The sequence below is a fragment of the Hymenobacter sp. 5516J-16 genome (genome assembly GCF_022919335.1).
Taxonomy (GTDB): Bacteria; Bacteroidota; Bacteroidia; order Cytophagales; family Hymenobacteraceae; genus Hymenobacter; species Hymenobacter sublimis.
The window spans coordinates 4,250,168-4,266,340 of record NZ_CP095058.1; the positions used below are offsets into that span (position 1 = coordinate 4,250,168).

14 protein-coding genes and 2 pseudogenes are annotated in these 16,173 nt (G+C 61.2%); 10 read left to right on the plus strand and 6 right to left on the minus strand.

What is annotated here, in order from left to right; translation table 11 throughout:
- Positions 1 to 67: 67 nt before the first annotated feature.
- Positions 68 to 889, minus strand: coding sequence for a DNA/RNA non-specific endonuclease (locus tag MUN84_RS21045; RefSeq protein ID WP_244695863.1), 822 nt, complete (start codon positions 887 to 889; stop codon positions 68 to 70).
- Entirely contained in the window at positions 816 to 1,496 is a 681-nt protein-coding gene (locus MUN84_RS21050; protein WP_244695864.1) for a hypothetical protein, read from the minus strand. The genes MUN84_RS21045 and MUN84_RS21050 overlap by 74 nt, the downstream gene beginning before the upstream one ends.
- 169 nt (positions 1,497 to 1,665) lie before the next feature.
- On the opposite strand from MUN84_RS21050, the gene MUN84_RS21055 reads away from it, so the two are divergent.
- From MUN84_RS21055 to MUN84_RS21075, 5 genes and pseudogenes are all read left to right on the plus strand, one after another.
- Positions 1,666 to 3,285, plus strand: a complete 1,620-nt coding sequence (locus MUN84_RS21055; RefSeq protein WP_244695865.1) for a PAS domain-containing protein — start codon at positions 1,666 to 1,668, stop codon at positions 3,283 to 3,285.
- Positions 3,255 to 4,265 carry a sensor histidine kinase gene (locus MUN84_RS21060; RefSeq protein WP_244695866.1) on the plus strand — a complete coding sequence of 337 codons (1,011 nt, stop codon included), beginning with the start codon at positions 3,255 to 3,257 and terminating at the stop codon, positions 4,263 to 4,265. Before MUN84_RS21055 ends, MUN84_RS21060 begins: the two co-directional genes overlap by 31 nt.
- 226 nt (positions 4,266 to 4,491) lie before the next feature.
- A pseudogene (pta, locus tag MUN84_RS21065) lies at positions 4,492 to 6,581 on the plus strand (phosphate acetyltransferase).
- Between the two features lie 133 nt (positions 6,582 to 6,714).
- Entirely contained in the window at positions 6,715 to 7,638 is a 924-nt protein-coding gene (locus MUN84_RS21070) for a DUF808 domain-containing protein (protein WP_244695867.1), read from the plus strand.
- Positions 7,639 to 7,833: 195 nt separating this feature from the next.
- The gene (locus MUN84_RS21075; RefSeq protein ID WP_244695868.1) at positions 7,834 to 9,033 is read left to right on the plus strand and encodes an acetate/propionate family kinase; all 1,200 of its coding nucleotides are present in this window, start codon (positions 7,834 to 7,836) and stop codon (positions 9,031 to 9,033) included.
- Positions 9,034 to 9,037: 4 nt separating this feature from the next.
- On the opposite strand, the gene MUN84_RS21080 is transcribed toward MUN84_RS21075, so the two are convergent.
- The 3 genes from MUN84_RS21080 to MUN84_RS21090 form a co-directional block, all read right to left on the minus strand.
- Positions 9,038 to 9,520, minus strand: a complete 483-nt coding sequence (locus tag MUN84_RS21080; protein WP_244695869.1) for a hypothetical protein — start codon at positions 9,518 to 9,520, stop codon at positions 9,038 to 9,040.
- Positions 9,521 to 9,859: 339 nt separating this feature from the next.
- The gene (locus tag MUN84_RS21085; RefSeq protein ID WP_244695870.1) at positions 9,860 to 10,801 is read right to left on the minus strand and encodes a lactonase family protein; all 942 of its coding nucleotides are present in this window, start codon (positions 10,799 to 10,801) and stop codon (positions 9,860 to 9,862) included.
- Positions 10,802 to 10,803: 2 nt separating this feature from the next.
- Positions 10,804 to 11,055, minus strand: a complete 252-nt coding sequence (locus MUN84_RS21090) for a hypothetical protein (protein ID WP_244695871.1) — start codon at positions 11,053 to 11,055, stop codon at positions 10,804 to 10,806.
- A 228-nt stretch (positions 11,056 to 11,283) separates the two neighbouring features.
- Here MUN84_RS21090 and MUN84_RS21095 point away from each other — a divergent pair.
- Together MUN84_RS21095 and MUN84_RS21100 are read left to right on the plus strand one after the other, a co-directional pair.
- Positions 11,284 to 13,064 (plus strand): annotated as a pseudogene (locus tag MUN84_RS21095) (DUF885 domain-containing protein).
- A gap of 131 nt (positions 13,065 to 13,195) precedes the next feature.
- Positions 13,196 to 13,543 (plus strand): thioredoxin family protein, encoded by a 348-nt coding sequence (locus tag MUN84_RS21100; protein ID WP_244695872.1) that lies wholly within the window; start codon positions 13,196 to 13,198, stop codon positions 13,541 to 13,543.
- Between the two features lie 387 nt (positions 13,544 to 13,930).
- Here the strand turns inward: MUN84_RS21100 and MUN84_RS21105 are convergent, their stop codons facing one another.
- Positions 13,931 to 14,068 (minus strand): hypothetical protein, encoded by a 138-nt coding sequence (locus MUN84_RS21105; protein WP_244695873.1) that lies wholly within the window; start codon positions 14,066 to 14,068, stop codon positions 13,931 to 13,933.
- Between the two features lie 47 nt (positions 14,069 to 14,115).
- Here MUN84_RS21105 and MUN84_RS21110 point away from each other — a divergent pair, with 47 nt between their 5' ends.
- From MUN84_RS21110 to MUN84_RS24255, 3 genes are all read left to right on the plus strand, one after another.
- Positions 14,116 to 14,562, plus strand: a complete 447-nt coding sequence (locus MUN84_RS21110) for a YdcF family protein (RefSeq protein WP_244695874.1) — start codon at positions 14,116 to 14,118, stop codon at positions 14,560 to 14,562.
- Positions 14,563 to 15,004: 442 nt separating this feature from the next.
- Entirely contained in the window at positions 15,005 to 15,850 is an 846-nt protein-coding gene (locus MUN84_RS21115) for an LLM class flavin-dependent oxidoreductase (RefSeq protein WP_317239031.1), read from the plus strand.
- Entirely contained in the window at positions 15,802 to 16,056 is a 255-nt protein-coding gene (locus MUN84_RS24255; protein ID WP_317239032.1) for a hypothetical protein, read from the plus strand. The genes MUN84_RS21115 and MUN84_RS24255 overlap by 49 nt, the downstream gene beginning before the upstream one ends.
- Positions 16,057 to 16,173 lie beyond the last annotated feature (117 nt).

Below are 16,173 nucleotides of genomic sequence, written 5' to 3' on the forward strand. Positions count from 1 at the left end.
GCTTCAGCTGCCTGTATGTACGCCCGCCTACCCCAGAGGTTGCTGCGGAGGTTGCGGCTGCCCTGAGCTACCGCACGGGGCCCGTATCAACCCGCGCCTCCAGCTGTTCCTGCACGGGTAGCGGAAGCTTGCTTAGTAAATCCAGGCCAGAGGCGGCCTCAATGGCATCTACGCTCACGCGGTACCGGCTCCAGTCGGGGCTTATGGATTGGTCGTTGGGTGTATCCACGGCCACAATGCGGGCCTGGCCGGCGGCAATGCGCTGCAGGTCGTTGCTGCCTTCCGGTAGTAGCACCAGCACCTTCCAGATGCGGGCGGGCACCGTTACCCGGCCCTGGTCGAGGGTCGTCATTTTACCATTCTGACCGGTGCCTCCCTTGCCATAACTACCCATGATAACGTAGATTTCCTGGCCCTGGCGCACCTGGTCGCGGCCCCACTCTTCCAGGGCGCTCCAAGTGCGCTGGTTGTTGTTGCCAGCCTGCGGAATCATGTTGGTCATCAGGAAGGTAGCCGAGTTGTCGTCCAGGTCCGTGGTGCGGTCGGCGCTGGGGCAGTTGTGGCCTTTGTCGAAGCCGGAGCCGGCGTAAGAGTTGCGCGTGACCTGGTAAAACTGCCGGGGCAGGGCCGGGTCGGGGCGGAAGTCGTCCTGGCGCGGGGCTGCGCCCATCCAGGCCCGGTTCAGGTGCCAGCTTACCCAGGTGGGCGTGCCGCGCTGGGCGTTGTAGCCCACGGCGAACTGGGGCTTACTGAGCAGGTAGTTGGTAGGCGTGTTTACGTTTGGGGTAGCGCCGCTGGGGTTGCCCAGGGCCATGTTATCGTCGCGGCCCGTAACTACGGCTTGGGCTGGGCTGGGCGCTGGGGGGAAGGGCCGGGGTAACGGGGCCACCTGCCCCGCCAGCAACCGCGCCGCCGGCTGCTTCTAGGGCAATGTCGTCGATGTTCAGGCGGCCCGAGCCGCCATCGGTCTTGCGAATTTCCAGGCGCAACGGGCCGGCGGCTCCTCCCTGAAACGTCGTCACGATGAGCCGTGGCCCCTGCGCCCGCACCGGCTGCCCAATGCGCCGGAACGTGCGGCCTCGGTCGAGGCTGCCCCACAGCTCCCAGGTGCTGGCCGGGTCGTCGCCGTAGGCGGCACTTTTGATACGGATGGTTTGCACGCCGCCGGGCGCATCAAAGTTCATGCGCAGCCGGCCCTGCCCGCGCAGGCGGGCCGCACGCTGTCCACTCTTATGATCCTGGTCGGAGGAGCCGATTAGGGCATCCTCGAAATGCCAGGAGCCGGAGGCCAGCGTTTCATCAGCGGCCGCGTAGGCTCCTTTTTCAGCCGTTTCAAACGTTTCGGTAATCCGTCCTGCCCCCGACTGGGTAGGCTGAGAGGCTGATGACTTGGCCGGCGCAGTGCGGGCCGTTTCGGGCGGGTTTTGGGAGCAGCCCAGGGTACTGAGGCTGAGCAGCAGGACGGAAAACAACAAAGGAGCGGGACGTGAAAACATGGGCAGCGGTACGAACTAGACAACGAATGTAGTGCAGAACCCGAGCTTTCCATGCCGGGCCTGATGGGCGTCCCGCGGCCGTTTGTGGGCAACTAACGGCCGCGCCGGTTGGATTCCCTGCGGGTTCTGTGAACTTGCAGATATTATTCCAGTTACGCCTGCCTGCCCTATGCCAGCTACCCCTCCCTTCCCGGCCCCCGCGCTGTCTTCGGCCTCGGAACTGCTCGCCGATGTGCTGTTCGTGTCGCTGACGGGCGTACTGTTTTATCAGCCAGTGTACGCCCCTGATAGTCAAGAAATCATTGATTTCCAGTGCGTACGGTTGAATCCGGCGGCCCAGCGCATGCTGGAGCTACCGGAGCACGCTGGCTGGACCCTGCTTGCCCAGTATCCACACTCCCGGCACAACGGCGTGTTTGCATATTACTGCCAGGCCTTCCAGAACGAAGGGGCCGAACGCTTTGATGTTAATTATCAGGCCGACCGGCTGGACAACTTTTTTCACCTGGCAGCTCGGCGCAGTGGTCAGCTGCTGGTGGTTAGCTTCACGGATACCGCCGACCAAGACCGCAGCAACGTGGAGCAAACCCTGCGCGAAAGTCACGCGCGGGAGCGGCAGGCCCGGGCCGAAGCCGAAACCCAGCGCCAGCGCCTCCACGATATGCTCATGCAGCTGCCCGTGTGCATAGCCATATACGTTGGCCCCAACATGGTGTATGACTTGGTGAATCCATATTACCAGCAGCTGTTTCCGGAGCGCACGATACTGGGCCTGCCCCTGAGCGTGGCCCTGCCCGAGCTTAAAAGTCAGGGCGTATATGAGGAGCTTACTCGCGTGTACCGAACTGGAAAGCCCTATTACAATCAGGAGCAGGAAACCTGGGTTGATTTTACAAATTCAGGCCAGCTGCAGAAGCGCTATTTCAACGTGTTCTTCCAGGCCCTGCGCGATGCGGAGGGTAGCATCTATGGCCTGCTGAACTTTGCCTACGACGTGACCGAGCAGGTGCAGGCCCGCCAACAGGTGGAGCAGCTAAATCAGGAGCAGGCAATTATCAACGAAGAACTGCAAGTAGCGAATGAGGAGTACAGCCTTACCAACGTAGAACTGGTGCAGACCCAGCGCGAATTGCGCAACCTGAACCAGGAGCTGGAAGCCCGCATTCAGAAGCGCACGACCCAGGTAGCAGCGGCTCTGCGGAAAGCGGAGCAGCAGGGCCAGCTGCTGGAGCAGCAAAAAGTGTTGCTTCAGCACATTCTCAGCCAAGTACCCGCCTCCATTGCTACCCTTACCGGCCCCGAACACCGGTACACCTTTTTCAACAGCAGCTACCACGTGTTGTCTGGGCAGCGGGCCCAGTATGGCCTGCCCGTTTCGGAAGCTATACCCGAAATAGGCAGCCAGGGCTTTGTGCACCTGCTTGATAGAGTGTACAGCACGGGTGAGCCCTACGTGGGAATTGAGGTGCCCGTGCAACTGCGCAACCCGGCCAGCAACACATCACGGCAGCAGTACATCGACTTCGTGTATCAGCCCCTGGTGACGGCTGAGGGCAAAACGCAGGGCATTCTAGCCTTTATTGTAGATGCTACCGACAAGGTGCTGGCCCGCCGGGAGGTGGAGCGCAGCCAGGAACTGCTGCAACTGGCCCTCACGGCGGGCCAGATGGGCACCTGGCACCTGGACCTGCGCACCAACACCTCCGAGCGGTCCTTGCAGCACGACCAGCTGTTTGGCTATACCGAGCCGCAGCCAGAGTGGGGGCAGACCGGTTTCGGAGCCACGTAGTGCCGGAGCAGCAGGAATTGCTGGAGGCGGCTTCCCTGGAAGCCCGCCGAACGGGCAGCCTGCAGCTTGAGGTGCAGATTGTGCGCGTGGACCAGCAGCGGCGTTGGGTGGAAGTGCGGGGCAAAGTTTTTTACGATGAAAGCGGCACGCCTGTGCGTATGGCCGGGGTAATAACTGAAATAACCGAGCGCAAAGTGGCCGCGCAACAGCTCCAGTTTCTGTCAGATGAGTTGGAGGTGACCAATGCAAAACTGGAAGCTCGCAACCAGGACCTGCTGGAAACCAACCGGCAACTCAAGCGCACCAACGTGGACCTGGATAACTTCATTTACACGGCCTCCCACGATCTGAAAGCTCCCATTCTTAACATTGAAGGACTACTGAACGCCTTGCAGGGTAGCCTGTCTCCGGCGCCCGGCGCGCCAGAGGTAGCCCAGATTCTGGCCTTGATGTACGGCTCCGTGGAGCGCTTCAAAACCACCATTGCCCAGCTCACCGATGTAGCCCGTCTTCAGCAGGAATACGCCCAACCGGCCACCCAGGTAGCTTTAGCCCCGGTGCTGGAAGGTGTGCTTCTGGACCTGGCTCCCCTGCTGCAAGACACGGGTGCCCAACTAGAGGTACACGTGGAGGAGTGCCCCTTGGTGGCCTTCTCCGAGAAAAACCTGCGCTCTGTGGTCTATAACCTCATCAGCAACGCCGTGAAGTACCGCCACCCTGGGCGAGTACCCCGGGTGCAGGTGCGGTGCCGAACCGAGCAGCAGTTTCTGGTGCTGGAAGTGCAGGACAATGGCCTGGGCCTAGATCTGGCCAACGGACAGAAGCTGTTCGTCATGTTTCGCCGCTACCATGCCCACGTGGAGGGTTCGGGCATCGGCTTGTACATGGTCAAGAAAATGGTGGAAAACGCCGGCGGACGAATTGAGGTAGTCAGCGCGGTAGGGGAGGGCTCCACTTTTTCGGTGTATTTGCCGCGCTAACCACTTGCTGCGGGTGCCCGTAGCGCTAAAATCAAGCGGCTGAAGTAGCGGTTGGCACGTGCTGGGCTGACTGCGTGGTGGCCGCACCGGCCGCGGCTGTGGCGAAAATTGTAGCTCCAAGCCGCCGCCTTTTTATCCTTGCCCGATGCACTTGCGTAGGCAGTACTTCCCTGCGACCCTGGCTTCTTCCGCCGTGCTGCCGCATCTGCTACCAACGACAACGGGTATGACCAAAACCGTCTTTATTGCCTCGGCTGAGCCCTACAGCGGCAAGTCCTTGCTGGCCTTGGGCCTGGTGAATCTGCTGCTGGGCCAGGCCCAACGGGTCGGCTACTTCAAGCCCATCATTGCCGGCGACCAGCCCCAGGACCCGCACATTGCTACCGTGCTCAGCTACTTCAAGCTACCCCTGGCCTACGAGGATACCTTCGCCTACACCCGCCCCGAAGCCTTGCGCCTGCTGGAGTCCGATGCCCAGGGCGAGCTGATCGACACCGTCATTCACAAGTACAAGCAGCTGGAGGAGCAGTACGATTTTACGGTGGTGGAAGGCAGCGACTTTGTGGGCCCCGGCACCGCGTTTGAGTTCGATGCCAACGTTTCCATTGCCAAAAATCTGGGTGTACCCGTGCTCATGGTGGTGTCGGGCGAGGGCAAAACCACGGCTCAGGTGGTCAGCACGGTGCTGACGGTGCTGCGCAGCTTCGAGGCCCGGGAAGTGCAGGTGCTGGCCGCGGTGGCCAACCGCATTCGGCCCGAACAGGTAGCGGACGTGCGTGAGCTGCTGCGCACCCAGCTGCCGGAGGAAGTGCTGCTGGCCGTCATTCCCGAGGATGTGAACCTGCTACACCCCACCATGCGCGAAATTCAGGAGGGGCTGGGCGGCAAGCTGCTGCTGGGCGAGGCCGAGCTGGGCAACCAGGTCGATAACTACGTGATAGGGGCCATGCAGCTGCCCAACTTCCTGAACTACCTCAAGGAAAACGTGCTCATCGTAACCCCCGGCGACCGGGGCGACATCATCATTGGGGCCCTGCAAGCCAACCTCTCGGCCAGCTACCCCCGCGTGGCTGGCATTGTGCTGACGGCCGGCTCGGAGCCGGAGGAGCCCGTGCGCCGCCTGATTGAAGGCCTGCAAACGGTGGTGCCCATCTTGGCCGTGCCCACCGGCACCTTCGAGACGAGCACCCGGGTAGGGGCCATCAAGTCGCGCATCTCGCCCGATAATCCGCAGAAAATCCAGCTGGCTATTCAGACGTTTGAGCGGTACGTGGACGTACGCGCCCTGCAGGAGCGTCTGGCTCGCTATCAGCCCGAGGGCATCACGCCCCACATGTTCCAGTACCGCCTGCTGCAGTGGGCCAAGCGCAAGCGCCAGCACATTGTGCTGCCCGAAGGCAACGACGACCGGATTTTGCGCGCCGCGGCCCAGCTCCTGCATCAGGACATCGTGAACCTAACCATTCTGGGCAACCCCCAGGAGGTAGCGGCGTCGGCCAAGCGCCTGGGTTTGCATTTGCCAGTAGGCGAGCACCTGCAGGTGCTAGACCCGGTAAACTCCAGCTACTACCCCGGCTACGTGCAGGCCTTTTATGAGCTGCGCCGCAGCAAGGGCGTGAACGAGGACATGGCCCGGGACATGATGCGCGACGTGTCGTACTTCGGGAGCATGATGGTGCACCAGGGCCACGCCGACGGCATGGTGTCGGGGGCGGTGCACACTACCCAGCACACCATTCGGCCGGCCCTGCAGTTCATCAAAACCAAGCCGGGCGTGTCGGTGGTGTCGTCGGTGTTCTTCATGTGCCTGCCCGACCGGGTGGCCGTGTTCGGCGACTGCGCCGTAAACCCCAACCCCACGGCCGAGCAGCTGGCGGAAATTGCCATTTCCTCGGCCGAAAGCAGCCAAGCCTTCGGTATTGAGCCCCGCATTGCCATGCTGTCCTATTCTTCGGGCACGTCGGGGCGGGGGCTGATGTGGAGAAGGTGCGCCAGGCCACCGAGCTGGTCCGCCAGCTCCGCCCCGACCTCAAAGTGGACGGCCCCATCCAGTACGACGCCGCCGTGGACCCCATCGTGGGCCGCCAGAAGCTGCCCGACTCGGAAGTAGCCGGCCAGGCCAGCGTCCTCATCTTCCCCGACCTGAACACCGGCAACAACACCTACAAAGCCGTGCAGCGCGAAACCGGGGCTCTGGCCATCGGGCCCGTGCTACAAGGCCTCAACAAGCCCGTCAACGACCTCAGCCGCGGCTGCACCGTCGACGACGTGTACAACACGGTCATCATCACGGCCATCCAGAGTCAGCAGGGGTAGCAAACAGGGTTCCGGGTAGTAGCAGGAGCTAAAATGCGGCGGCCTCGTTTACTTTCCTTGTAGCTTGCAGCCTGGTAAAACGAGAAAGAAGTACACCATTTTCTAACACAGAAACAGCGCACCACCCCAACCTATGCCTTCAGGACTTTTTGCTTTACTAGATGATATTTCGGCTTTGGTGAAAGTCAGCGCGGCCAGCCTCGACGATGTGCCGGCGCAAGTAGCCAAAACTACCGGCAAGGTGTCTGGCATCGTGATAGATGACACGGCCGTGACGCCCAAATACGTGGTGGGCCTGGACCCCTCCCGGGAGCTGTCCATCATCTACCAGATTGCCAAGAAATCCCTCATTAATAAAATCCTGATTTTAAGTCCGGCGGCCCTGGTGCTGGGGTATTTCGCTCCCTGGGCCATTACGCCCATTCTGATGCTGGGCGGGGCGTACTTATGCTTTGAGGGTTATGAGAAGGTGCATTCCATGTTCAGCAAGCACCACGAGGTGCATCCGGAAAGTGAGCAGGTGAAAGCCATTACCCCGGAGGAACTGGAGAAGGAGCGGGTGACGGGCGCCGTGAGAACCGACATCATTCTATCGGCCGAGATTATGGCCATTGCTTACAGCCAGGTAACCGGCCAACCGATTGTCAATCAGATTATCGTGATGCTGGCCGTGGCGGTGTTTATCACCGTGGCCGTGTACGGCTTTGTGGGTCTGATTGTAAAAGCGGACGACATCGGTCTGCACTTGGCTGGTAACACCTATGGCCCCGCCACCCAGAAATTTGGGCGCGGCATCGTCAAGTTTATGCCCAGCTTCCTGCGTATTCTGAGCTACGTAGGTACGGCCGCTATGCTGTGGGTAGGGGCCGAAATTATTGCCCACGGTATTCCTTTCACCAGCCACTTGCTCCACGACTTGGAACATGCGTTAGCCAACGTGCCGGCCCTGGCCTGGCTGGCCAAAGTACTGGCCTGTGGTATCGGCGGCCTTATCCTGGGCTTCCTTATTGATCAGGTGGTAAGGCTAGTGAAGAAAATGCGGCCTAGCAAAGCCTAGAGCATCTGCAAGCAGCGCGCGAATGCCGGTTATGCTGGTGCCTGCACGCGCAGGGCCGCGGCTCGGCATTGGACGAGTATGAGGAGGACAACGATTTTATTTCTGCGCCGTCAACCATCCTACGCTTCTTCCCACACGATGAGCCTGTTACAGGCGTAGTCATGCATGGGCTGACTTTCCGTCTTTCTCTCCGCTATGAACATCTTCGTTGTAAACTCCGGTAGCTCTTCCATTAAGTATCAGCTTTTCCGGTGGCCGGTTCAGCAACCGGTGTGCAGCGGGCTAGTAGAGCGTATTGGCTACCCCAATGCCACCATTACCCACAACGTATTTACCACGCAGACACCCCAGCAAGCCCGCCGCACCCTACACCTGCCCGACCACGAAGCCGGCCTGCGCCAGGTAGTGGCCCTGCTAACCGATGCAGAGCACGGCGTACTCCGCGACCCGGCGGAGGTGGAGGTAGTGGGCCACCGGGTTGTGCACGGCGGGGAGAGTTTCGCGGCTACCACCCAGATAAACGAAGAAGTAAAGGCTGAAATCCGCCGCTTATTTGCCCTAGCCCCCTTGCACAACCCGGCCAATCTGCTGGGCATCGAAGTGGCCGAGCGTATCTTCCCCCAAGCTCGCCAGATAGCTGTTTTCGACACTGCGTTTCACCAGACCCTGCCGGAGCACGCCTTCCGCTACGCCCTGCCTGAGAAGCTCTACACCGAGGAACGGGTGCGGGTATACGGTTTCCACGGCACCAGCCACCAGTACGTAGCCGCGCAGGCCGCTACCTACCTGGGCCGCCCCGATGCCCGCCTCGTTACCCTGCACCTGGGCAACGGCTGCAGCGCCGCCGCCGTGCACGCGGGCCGCTGCCTCGATACCAGCATGGGCTTCGGCCCCCTAACCGGGCTGATAATGGGCACCCGCACCGGCGACCTGGACCCCTCGGTGGTTTTGCACTTGATGGGCCAGCTGGGCTACACAGCCGAGCAAATCAGCACCCTGCTGAACAAAGAAAGCGGCATGCTGGGCCTAACGGGCCTCAGCGACATGCGCGACATCACCAAAGCCCTGGACCAAGGCGACGCCCGCGCTACCCTGGCCTACGACCTCTACACCTACCGCATCCGCAAATACATTGGGGCCTACGCGGCCGCGCTGGGCGGGCTAGATGCAGTAGTATTTACGGCTGGAGTAGGTGAAAACGACGCGCTGGTGCGTCGCAAAGCCTGCGAGGGGCTGGAGTTTCTGGGCATTGAGCTGAACGAGCAGGAGAACCAGCAGCGCCGCCCTGGCATCCGGGAAATAAGCCAGCCGGGTGCCCGCGTAAAGGTGCTAGTAGTGCCCACTAACGAGGAGCTGGAAATTGCCAGTCAGTGCGCTACGCTGCTGGCCGAGTAGGAGCTTATTTTCCGCTCTTGGCCTGTTTCATTTGGGCCGTAAGGGGTAAGCTGGACATGGCCAGAATGGCGTTGTCCTCGCTCCAGGAGGCGCAGGAGAGGGCCACCTGTCGGCCCTGCCACTTGCAGCTAAAGCCTTCCACACGGCCCGGCCCGTACACTTTCTGAAACGCAGGCAGTACGCGCGGGGCATGGTCGGCCCCTTTCACAATGATGGTAACGGCGGCAAATTGTCCGCGGAAAAACTTGTAGTGAATGCGAGTGGCCGAAAACGAACCCAGCCGCAAATCCTCGTCGGTGCGCTCATAAATCTTTTCGTCGCCGCCGTCCCGGACGAGTCGCAGGTGCAGGGCCTCCGTTAGGGGAGCCCCAAAGTGCAGGCCCCGAAAGCCGTTGCTCTCATCTAGGCGCTGCACCGAGCCAGCTTGCTGAGCGGGTAGGGAAAATGGGAGGAGGGCCAGTAGGGCTAGGCCGCCGAAACGTTTCATAAAAAGCAGCGGAAGAAAGAAGGGTAGGCCAGCTTGTCGAGTCACACGACTAAATGCCGCTAAGCAAACGTCAAGCCAGCCGAAATAGTACCATCTTCAACCTCAGGGCATATAGCTAGTATATTAAGAAAAGAACGTCATGCAGAGGCGAAAGCGAAGCATCTCGCGTGCTCATGTCTGATACTGCTACCGTGCCAGCTCAGCGAGACGCGGACGAGAAAACATAGATATAGAAACTAGCCTTAGCTCTAATCCGCCGCTTGATGGTAGGTAGTACCCCCTAATCAGCACCCAGGCTGCCTCTGGATTATACGATTACCCCGCCTAGCCAACTCTTGGCTACCCGCGCAAAAAGTCGGGGTAGACCTGCAGGCACACGGGAGCCGCCAGGTCCACGCTGACGCCGGTGGGCGTAAGGCGGCCGGTGCGGGCATCGGCAAAGTAAGTAACTACCGTATTCGACTGCTGATGGGCAACTAGCACCACCCGGCCGGTAGGGTCGAGAGCAAAGCTGCGGGGTGTTTTGCCGGGTAGCATCACGTGCTCCACCAAACTCAGGCGGCCGCTGCTGGGGTCGATGGCGTACACCACTAGGCTGTTGTGGCCGCGGTTGGAGCCGTAAAGAAACTTGCCGTTGGGCGACACATGCACATCGGCGCAGGCATTCCACTCCGTAAAGCCGGCGGGCAGCGTGGGTATGGTCTGGATTTCGCGGAAATTGCCCCGGCTGGCGTCGTAGGCCAGAGCCGTCATGGTGGAGTCCAGCTCGTTGATGAGGTAGGCCAGCGGCTTGCTGGGATGAAAGGTGAGGATGCGGGGCCCGGCGCCGGGCTTAGCCTGGTGGGCCGGGGTAGGCAGGCGCTGCAACTGGCCGTCGGCCGCCAAGGTGTAGCCGTACACGGTATCATTGCCCAAATCCACGGCGAAAAAGTACTTGCCAGCTGGGTCGGGGAGCATGCAGTGGCCGCGGGCGTTTGCCTGGTTCTTGTGGGGGCCGTGGCCCGTATGCTGGTCTATGGAAGAAGCCGGCTGCAACTTGCCACCTTCCCCGAGGGGTAGGGCCGCCACCGTGCCATTGCCGTAATTCGCCACCAGCGCGTGCCGCCCTTGCTTGTCCAGGCTGATGTAGCACGGAATAGTGCCGCCCGAAGCCTGCTGGTTTAGCAGCGTCAGGCCGCCGCGCTGCTGGTCGATGGCAAAGGCACTGACGCCGCCGTTGGGCGTGCCCTCGTAATTGTCCACCTCATTCACGGCATAAAGGGTGCGGTGCTTGGCGTCCACAGTCAGGAAGGAGGGGCTGGCTCCGCCCCGGGCCCCGTTACCCGCGTCAAGGCCCCGGTGGCCGGCTCCAACCGATACAGCCAGATGTTGTCTTGGTCAGCCGGGCCGTACGTGCCCACGTACACGAGGTAGCTATTAGCCGCAGCCGCAGCACCCGTGCTGGCGCGGGCGCAGGCCGTAAGCAGGGCGCTGCCAGCCAGCCCAAACCCAAGGGTGTGCAGAAAGCGGCGGCGGCTGTTGGTAGATTTTTTCATGGGAAGGAGAGAGTGAGGCGCAAATGGGAGAGGAAATATACGCGCCAGCGGGGTGCCTACCCAGAAATAGGTTTGCTGGCAAGAAGCAAGTGTCGTTGCAGGGTAGTGCTGGGCGGACAAAAAGGGGCAACGGCCTTGGGCACTGCTTCCCGCAGCGCAACGCCGGCTGCGGTTCCCGCGTCCTTGTGCGCTACCTTGGCACCTGAACTACCTCCTCTCTTTTAATTTATGACGCACCCTTACGCTTCCCGGCTGGTGCTGGCGGCGGCCGTGGCGGGCCTAACGGCCTTCAGCGCCTGCAATTCCAACACCAAGCCCACCTCCGGCACGCCCGAAACCGTGGATGCCGACTTCGACCGGTACAAACAGCGCTTTATTGACTCCCTGTGGTACTACAACCCCGAGTGGGCCTCCGGCGCCGGCTACCACCGCTACGACTCGCTACTGGTAATTCCCTCGGCGGGCCGCCGCCAGACGGAAGCCGCCGCCCTGGCCCGCCGGCGCAAGGAAATGGAAATCTTTAAGGTGGAGGATCTGTCGGTGAACAACCAGACCGACTACCGCCTGCTGCAGAACTACCTGGCCTCGGCCCGCTTCTACGCCGATACCCTGCGCGACTGGCAGTGGAACCCGGCGGGCTACAACCTGGGCTCCTCGGTGGCTGAAATCCTGAACGGGCGCTACCACCCCCTCGACCGCCGCCTGCGCGCCATCAGCACCAAAATCAGCCGCGCCGCCGACTACTACGAGGCCGCCAAGCAGAACATCCAAACGCCTACCCGCGAGCATACCAACCTAGCCATTCTGCAAACCCAGGGCGGGCTGGCCGTATTCGGGCCGGCCCTGCAAGATTCGGTGGCAAAGTCGGGGCTTTCGGCCCAGGAGAAAAAGGACTTACAGGGGCGCATTGCTACCACCCGCCTCGTGATGGAAGGCTACGTGCGCTTCCTGCAGCAGGAGGTGCTGCCGGCCGGCAAGTTCCGCTCCTTCCGCATCGGTAAGCCCCTGTTTGACCGCAAGTTTGCGCTGGATATTCAGTCCACGTATTCCGCCGACCAGGTGTACCGGAAGGCCCAGCAGCACCGCCAGGAACTCCTCCACGACATGGGCCGCCGGGCTACTCGCCTCTGGCCCAAGTACTTCCCTGGCCAAACTATGCCTGCTGATTCGGTGGCCCTAATTAAGCAAGTCATCAGCAAGCTGTCGGAAAAGCACGCTACCCCCGCCGGTTTTGTGCAAGCCGTGAAAGACCAGATGCCTACCCTGGTGAAGTGGGTCGATGACCATAAGCTGCTGACCCAGGACCCCACCAAGCCCCTAGTGGTGCGCGAAACGCCCCTGTACATGCGCGGCAGCGGAGCGGGCGCCAGCATTTCGGCCCCCGGCCCTACGATAAGGCCGCTAACACCTACTACAACGTGGAGCCCCTCGATGGGCAGTCTGCGGCCCAGGCCGAAAGCTACCTGCGCGAGTACAACCAGTACACCCTCCAGATTCTGAACATCCACGAGGCTATACCGGGCCACTACACCCAGTTGGTGTACGCCAACCGCTCGCCCTCGCTGGTAAAATCCATCTTCGGCAACGGGGCCATGATTGAGGGCTGGGCCGTGTACACCGAACGCATGATGCTGGAAAGCGGCTACGGGGGCAACACCGACGAAATCTGGCTGATGTGGGACAAGTGGAACATGCGCGTGACCCTGAACGCCATCCTCGACCACGAGGTACAGGCGGGCAGCATCACCGAGGCCCAAGCCGTGGCCCTGCTCCAGCGCGACGGATTTCAGGAGGAGGCCGAGGCCCGCAACAAGTGGCGCCGCGCTACCCTCAGCCAGGTGCAGCTAAGTAGCTACTTCACCGGCTCCACTGAAATCTATGATTTGCGCCAGGAACTGAAAAAGCAGCAGGGCAAGAGCTTCGACCTAAAAGCCTTTCACGAGCAGTTCCTGAGCTACGGCAGCGCCCCCGTCAAGTACATCCGCCAGATGATGCTGGGCCACAACTAAGCCACCAGGTTTCCCGTTTTAAGACACGAAATCCGCTTTGGGAAGGAATTTTCCGGGGCGGATTTTTTGTCTGCCGGGAAGAGTAGGGTGATGTAAGCGCCCGAACCACCGGCTCACGTAGAATGCACCGTATGAAAGTTATTGACACCAACGACGAAGGACTGCGCACGATCATTCACGACTACCCCCGGGTGCTGGCGAAATTCACCTCCGAGAACTGTTCCGTCTGCGACCTGCTGGCTCCCCCATTCGAGCAGTTTTCCGTGGACGCGCGCTTTCTGTCCACGGTTTTTCTTCGTTTGGATGCCGATGAGAACCCCGTGGCCCGCAAGATGATGGATACCAAAGTAGCCCCGTTCTTTGTGTCCTACTGCCGGGGCCGGTTGATGGAGTGCGACACGCTGCGCACGGAGCAGGAAGTGCTGGAAATGCTCACCCAGCTGCAAAGCTGCACGGATGCCGTTGAGGTAGAAGAGTAGCACGCCGGACACTTTTGGCCGCTTTGTCCGCAACCGGAACGGGTAGTTAGTGCGTCTGAATAGTAAAAAAAGTAATTTCCTGGGTACCCAGTGCTCGAAACCGTTTTAAGCAGCCCGTCATACGAAGCATGTAGCGCATCGAGCCACATGCTTCGTATGACGGGTGCTTTTTGTATCTCCTCATTCTAATTAAACAAGAGGTAGGAAGTGGGGTGGGATGCTGAATGGGAGGCTCGTAGTTTCGCGGCTATGTTCTTTATCCTGTCAAAACTGCTTGATTTCCTTATTTCGCCCTTGGTATGGGTGGTAGCGGTGTTGCTGCTGGCCGTTCTGCGGCGCCGCTCCACATGGGGGCCGCGGCTGCTGGGGCTGGGAGTTGCCCTGCTGTTAGTGCTCACCAACGGCGCTCTGGTCAATGAAGCCTTGCTGGCCTGGGAAATTCCGCCCGTGCGGCTTACCCAGCTGGGCCGCCACGATGCGGGCGTCCTGCTCACGGGCATCACCAAGGGCCGCAAGTCGCCCCACGACCGGGTGTACGTGGAGCAGGGCGCCGACCGGCTGCTGCATACCTTGTGGCTGTACCGGGCCGGGCGCATTCGCAACATCATCGTCTCGGGCGGGTCGGGGCTTTGGGCGGCAGTAAACGGCGCTCAGAGGCGGAAGAGTTGGGCATTCTGCTGCGGCTGGCCGGCGTACCCCGGCAGCACATACTGCTGGAAACCCGCAGCCGCAACACCCGCGAAAACGCCCTCAATACCCGCGCCTTGCTACGTCAGCACCCAGAAATTAAGTCCATCGTGCTGATTACCTCCGCTTTTCACCTGCGCCGGGCCATGGGCTGCTTCCGTGAGGTAGGCCTGAATCCTGCCGTTTTCCCGGCTTCCTACTATTCCTCTGACCGGCAGGCCACGCTCACGTACTGGCTGATTCCCAGCGACGAGGCCCCGCGCCTGTGGGGTATTCTGCTGCATGAAATGGTAGGCTATGCAGTGTACCGGCTGCGGGGCTACGTGGCGTAGTTATAGCGGGCTGCGCGCGGCGGCTGGGTAGTCTAGGCCAATTGGCGGCGTGGGCCCCGTGCAGCGTACGGGCAAATCCTGGGGCTCAGACTAGCTCGGCGGTAGCACGTGGGCACTGGCCGGGCCTTACGCTGAGTGCCACGGCGGCAACTCATTATGAAAACCGCGGTAGGCGCACCGCAGTACACCCCGTATGCAGCGGCAAGCAAGAACACCGAGCAAGGAATAACAGGCCCGCATAGGTTTGCCGCCGCCCGACGGCAAGTACTGGGAAGGGGAGTTTCGGGACCGTAAACCTTTTGGCTCCGAGCATGGTTGTTACGCCTTCGATTTGGTAGCACCACGAAAGCGCGGCACTGCGCCGCGGGTGAACACCTGGCGTCCGTCGGTGGGCTGGTCAACGGACCGGTTTCGCCCGCCGGCCCTCCCTATCCTTCCTGCTATGAACACTTCCCCGCTTGCCACCCTCACCCTGTCGGTGCTGGACTTGGCCGCTATTCTGGCCGGCTACACGCCCGCCGATACCTTCCGCAACAGCGTTGACCTGGCCCGCCACGCCGAGCGGTGGGGCTACCGGCGCTACTGGCTGGCTGAACACCACAACATGGCCAGCATTGCTTCCTCGGCTACGGCCATTCTGATTGGGCACGTAGCGGGCGGCACTGCCAGCATTCGGGTGGGCTCGGGCGGCATCATGCTACCGAACCACGCCCCGCTGGTGATTGCCGAGCAGTTTGGTACCCTAGCCTCGCTTTATCCCGGCCGTATCGACCTGGGCTTGGGCCGCGCCCCCGGTACCGACCAGCTTACGGCCCAAGCCCTGCGCCGCGACCAGCACACGGCTGCCAACGATTTTCCCCGCAACGTGCAGGAACTGCAAACCTACCTTTCGGCCGAAAACCGGGGTAGCCGAGTGCGGGCCGTGCCGGGCGAGGGGCTCGACATTCCGATTTGGCTGTTGGGCTCCAGCACCTACAGCGCCCAACTGGCGGCGCTGCTCGGCCTACCGTTTGCCTTTGCCAGCCACTTCGCGCCTACCTATTTGCACGAGGCCCTGGGCTTGTACCGCCGCAACTTCCGGCCCTCCGGCCAACTTGCGGAACCGTACGCCATGGCCTGTGTGAACGTAATTGCGGCCGATACCGACGAGGAAGCTGAACGGCTGGCTACTTCGTTCTATGTGTTTGCCCTGGGCATCATCCGCGGCACTACGCTTCCCTTACAGCCCCATTGGACAGCATGGAAGGGTACTGGACCGACTACGAGGAAGCCGCCGTACGCCAGATGATGACCTACGTCTTCATCGGTGGCCCCGCCACCATCACTCGGAAACTAGAAGCCTTTGTGGCGCAAACCCAGGTGGCGGAGCTCATGGTCGTTTCGCACATCTACGACCACGCCGCCCGCCTGCGCTCCTATGAAATCCTGGCCGAGCTGAAAGGCAGCGCGCAACATGCCGAGCAAATGGCGGTAGCTCCCAGCCAAGTGCAGTAGCCTACCCCGCGTGTCCTTCCGAGTAGAGCGAGGAATCTGAGTTCCAGGTAAGAGATTGACCCAGATTCCTTGCTTCGCTCGGAAGAACACACCCGAGTTGGCCTCAATAAAGAACAA

What these genes read in the sequence shown, in the direction of transcription:
- MUN84_RS21090 (WP_244695871.1), bottom strand. Translation starts at nt 11,055, where the DNA reads ATGAAAAAATCTACCAACAGCCGCCGCCGCTTTCTGCACACCCTTGGG.
- MUN84_RS24255 (WP_317239032.1), top strand. Translation starts at nt 15,802, where the DNA reads ATGGAAGGGTACTGGACCGACTACGAGGAAGCCGCCGTACGCCAGATG.
- MUN84_RS21050 (WP_244695864.1), bottom strand. Translation starts at nt 1,496, where the DNA reads ATGTTTTCACGTCCCGCTCCTTTGTTGTTTTCCGTCCTGCTGCTCAGC.
- MUN84_RS21080 (WP_244695869.1), bottom strand. Translation starts at nt 9,520, where the DNA reads ATGAAACGTTTCGGCGGCCTAGCCCTACTGGCCCTCCTCCCATTTTCC.
- MUN84_RS21075 (WP_244695868.1), top strand. Translation starts at nt 7,834, where the DNA reads ATGAACATCTTCGTTGTAAACTCCGGTAGCTCTTCCATTAAGTATCAG.
- MUN84_RS21070 (WP_244695867.1), top strand. Translation starts at nt 6,715, where the DNA reads ATGCCTTCAGGACTTTTTGCTTTACTAGATGATATTTCGGCTTTGGTG.
- MUN84_RS21100 (WP_244695872.1), top strand. Translation starts at nt 13,196, where the DNA reads ATGAAAGTTATTGACACCAACGACGAAGGACTGCGCACGATCATTCAC.
- MUN84_RS21115 (WP_317239031.1), top strand. Translation starts at nt 15,005, where the DNA reads ATGAACACTTCCCCGCTTGCCACCCTCACCCTGTCGGTGCTGGACTTG.
- MUN84_RS21055 (WP_244695865.1), top strand. Translation starts at nt 1,666, where the DNA reads ATGCCAGCTACCCCTCCCTTCCCGGCCCCCGCGCTGTCTTCGGCCTCG.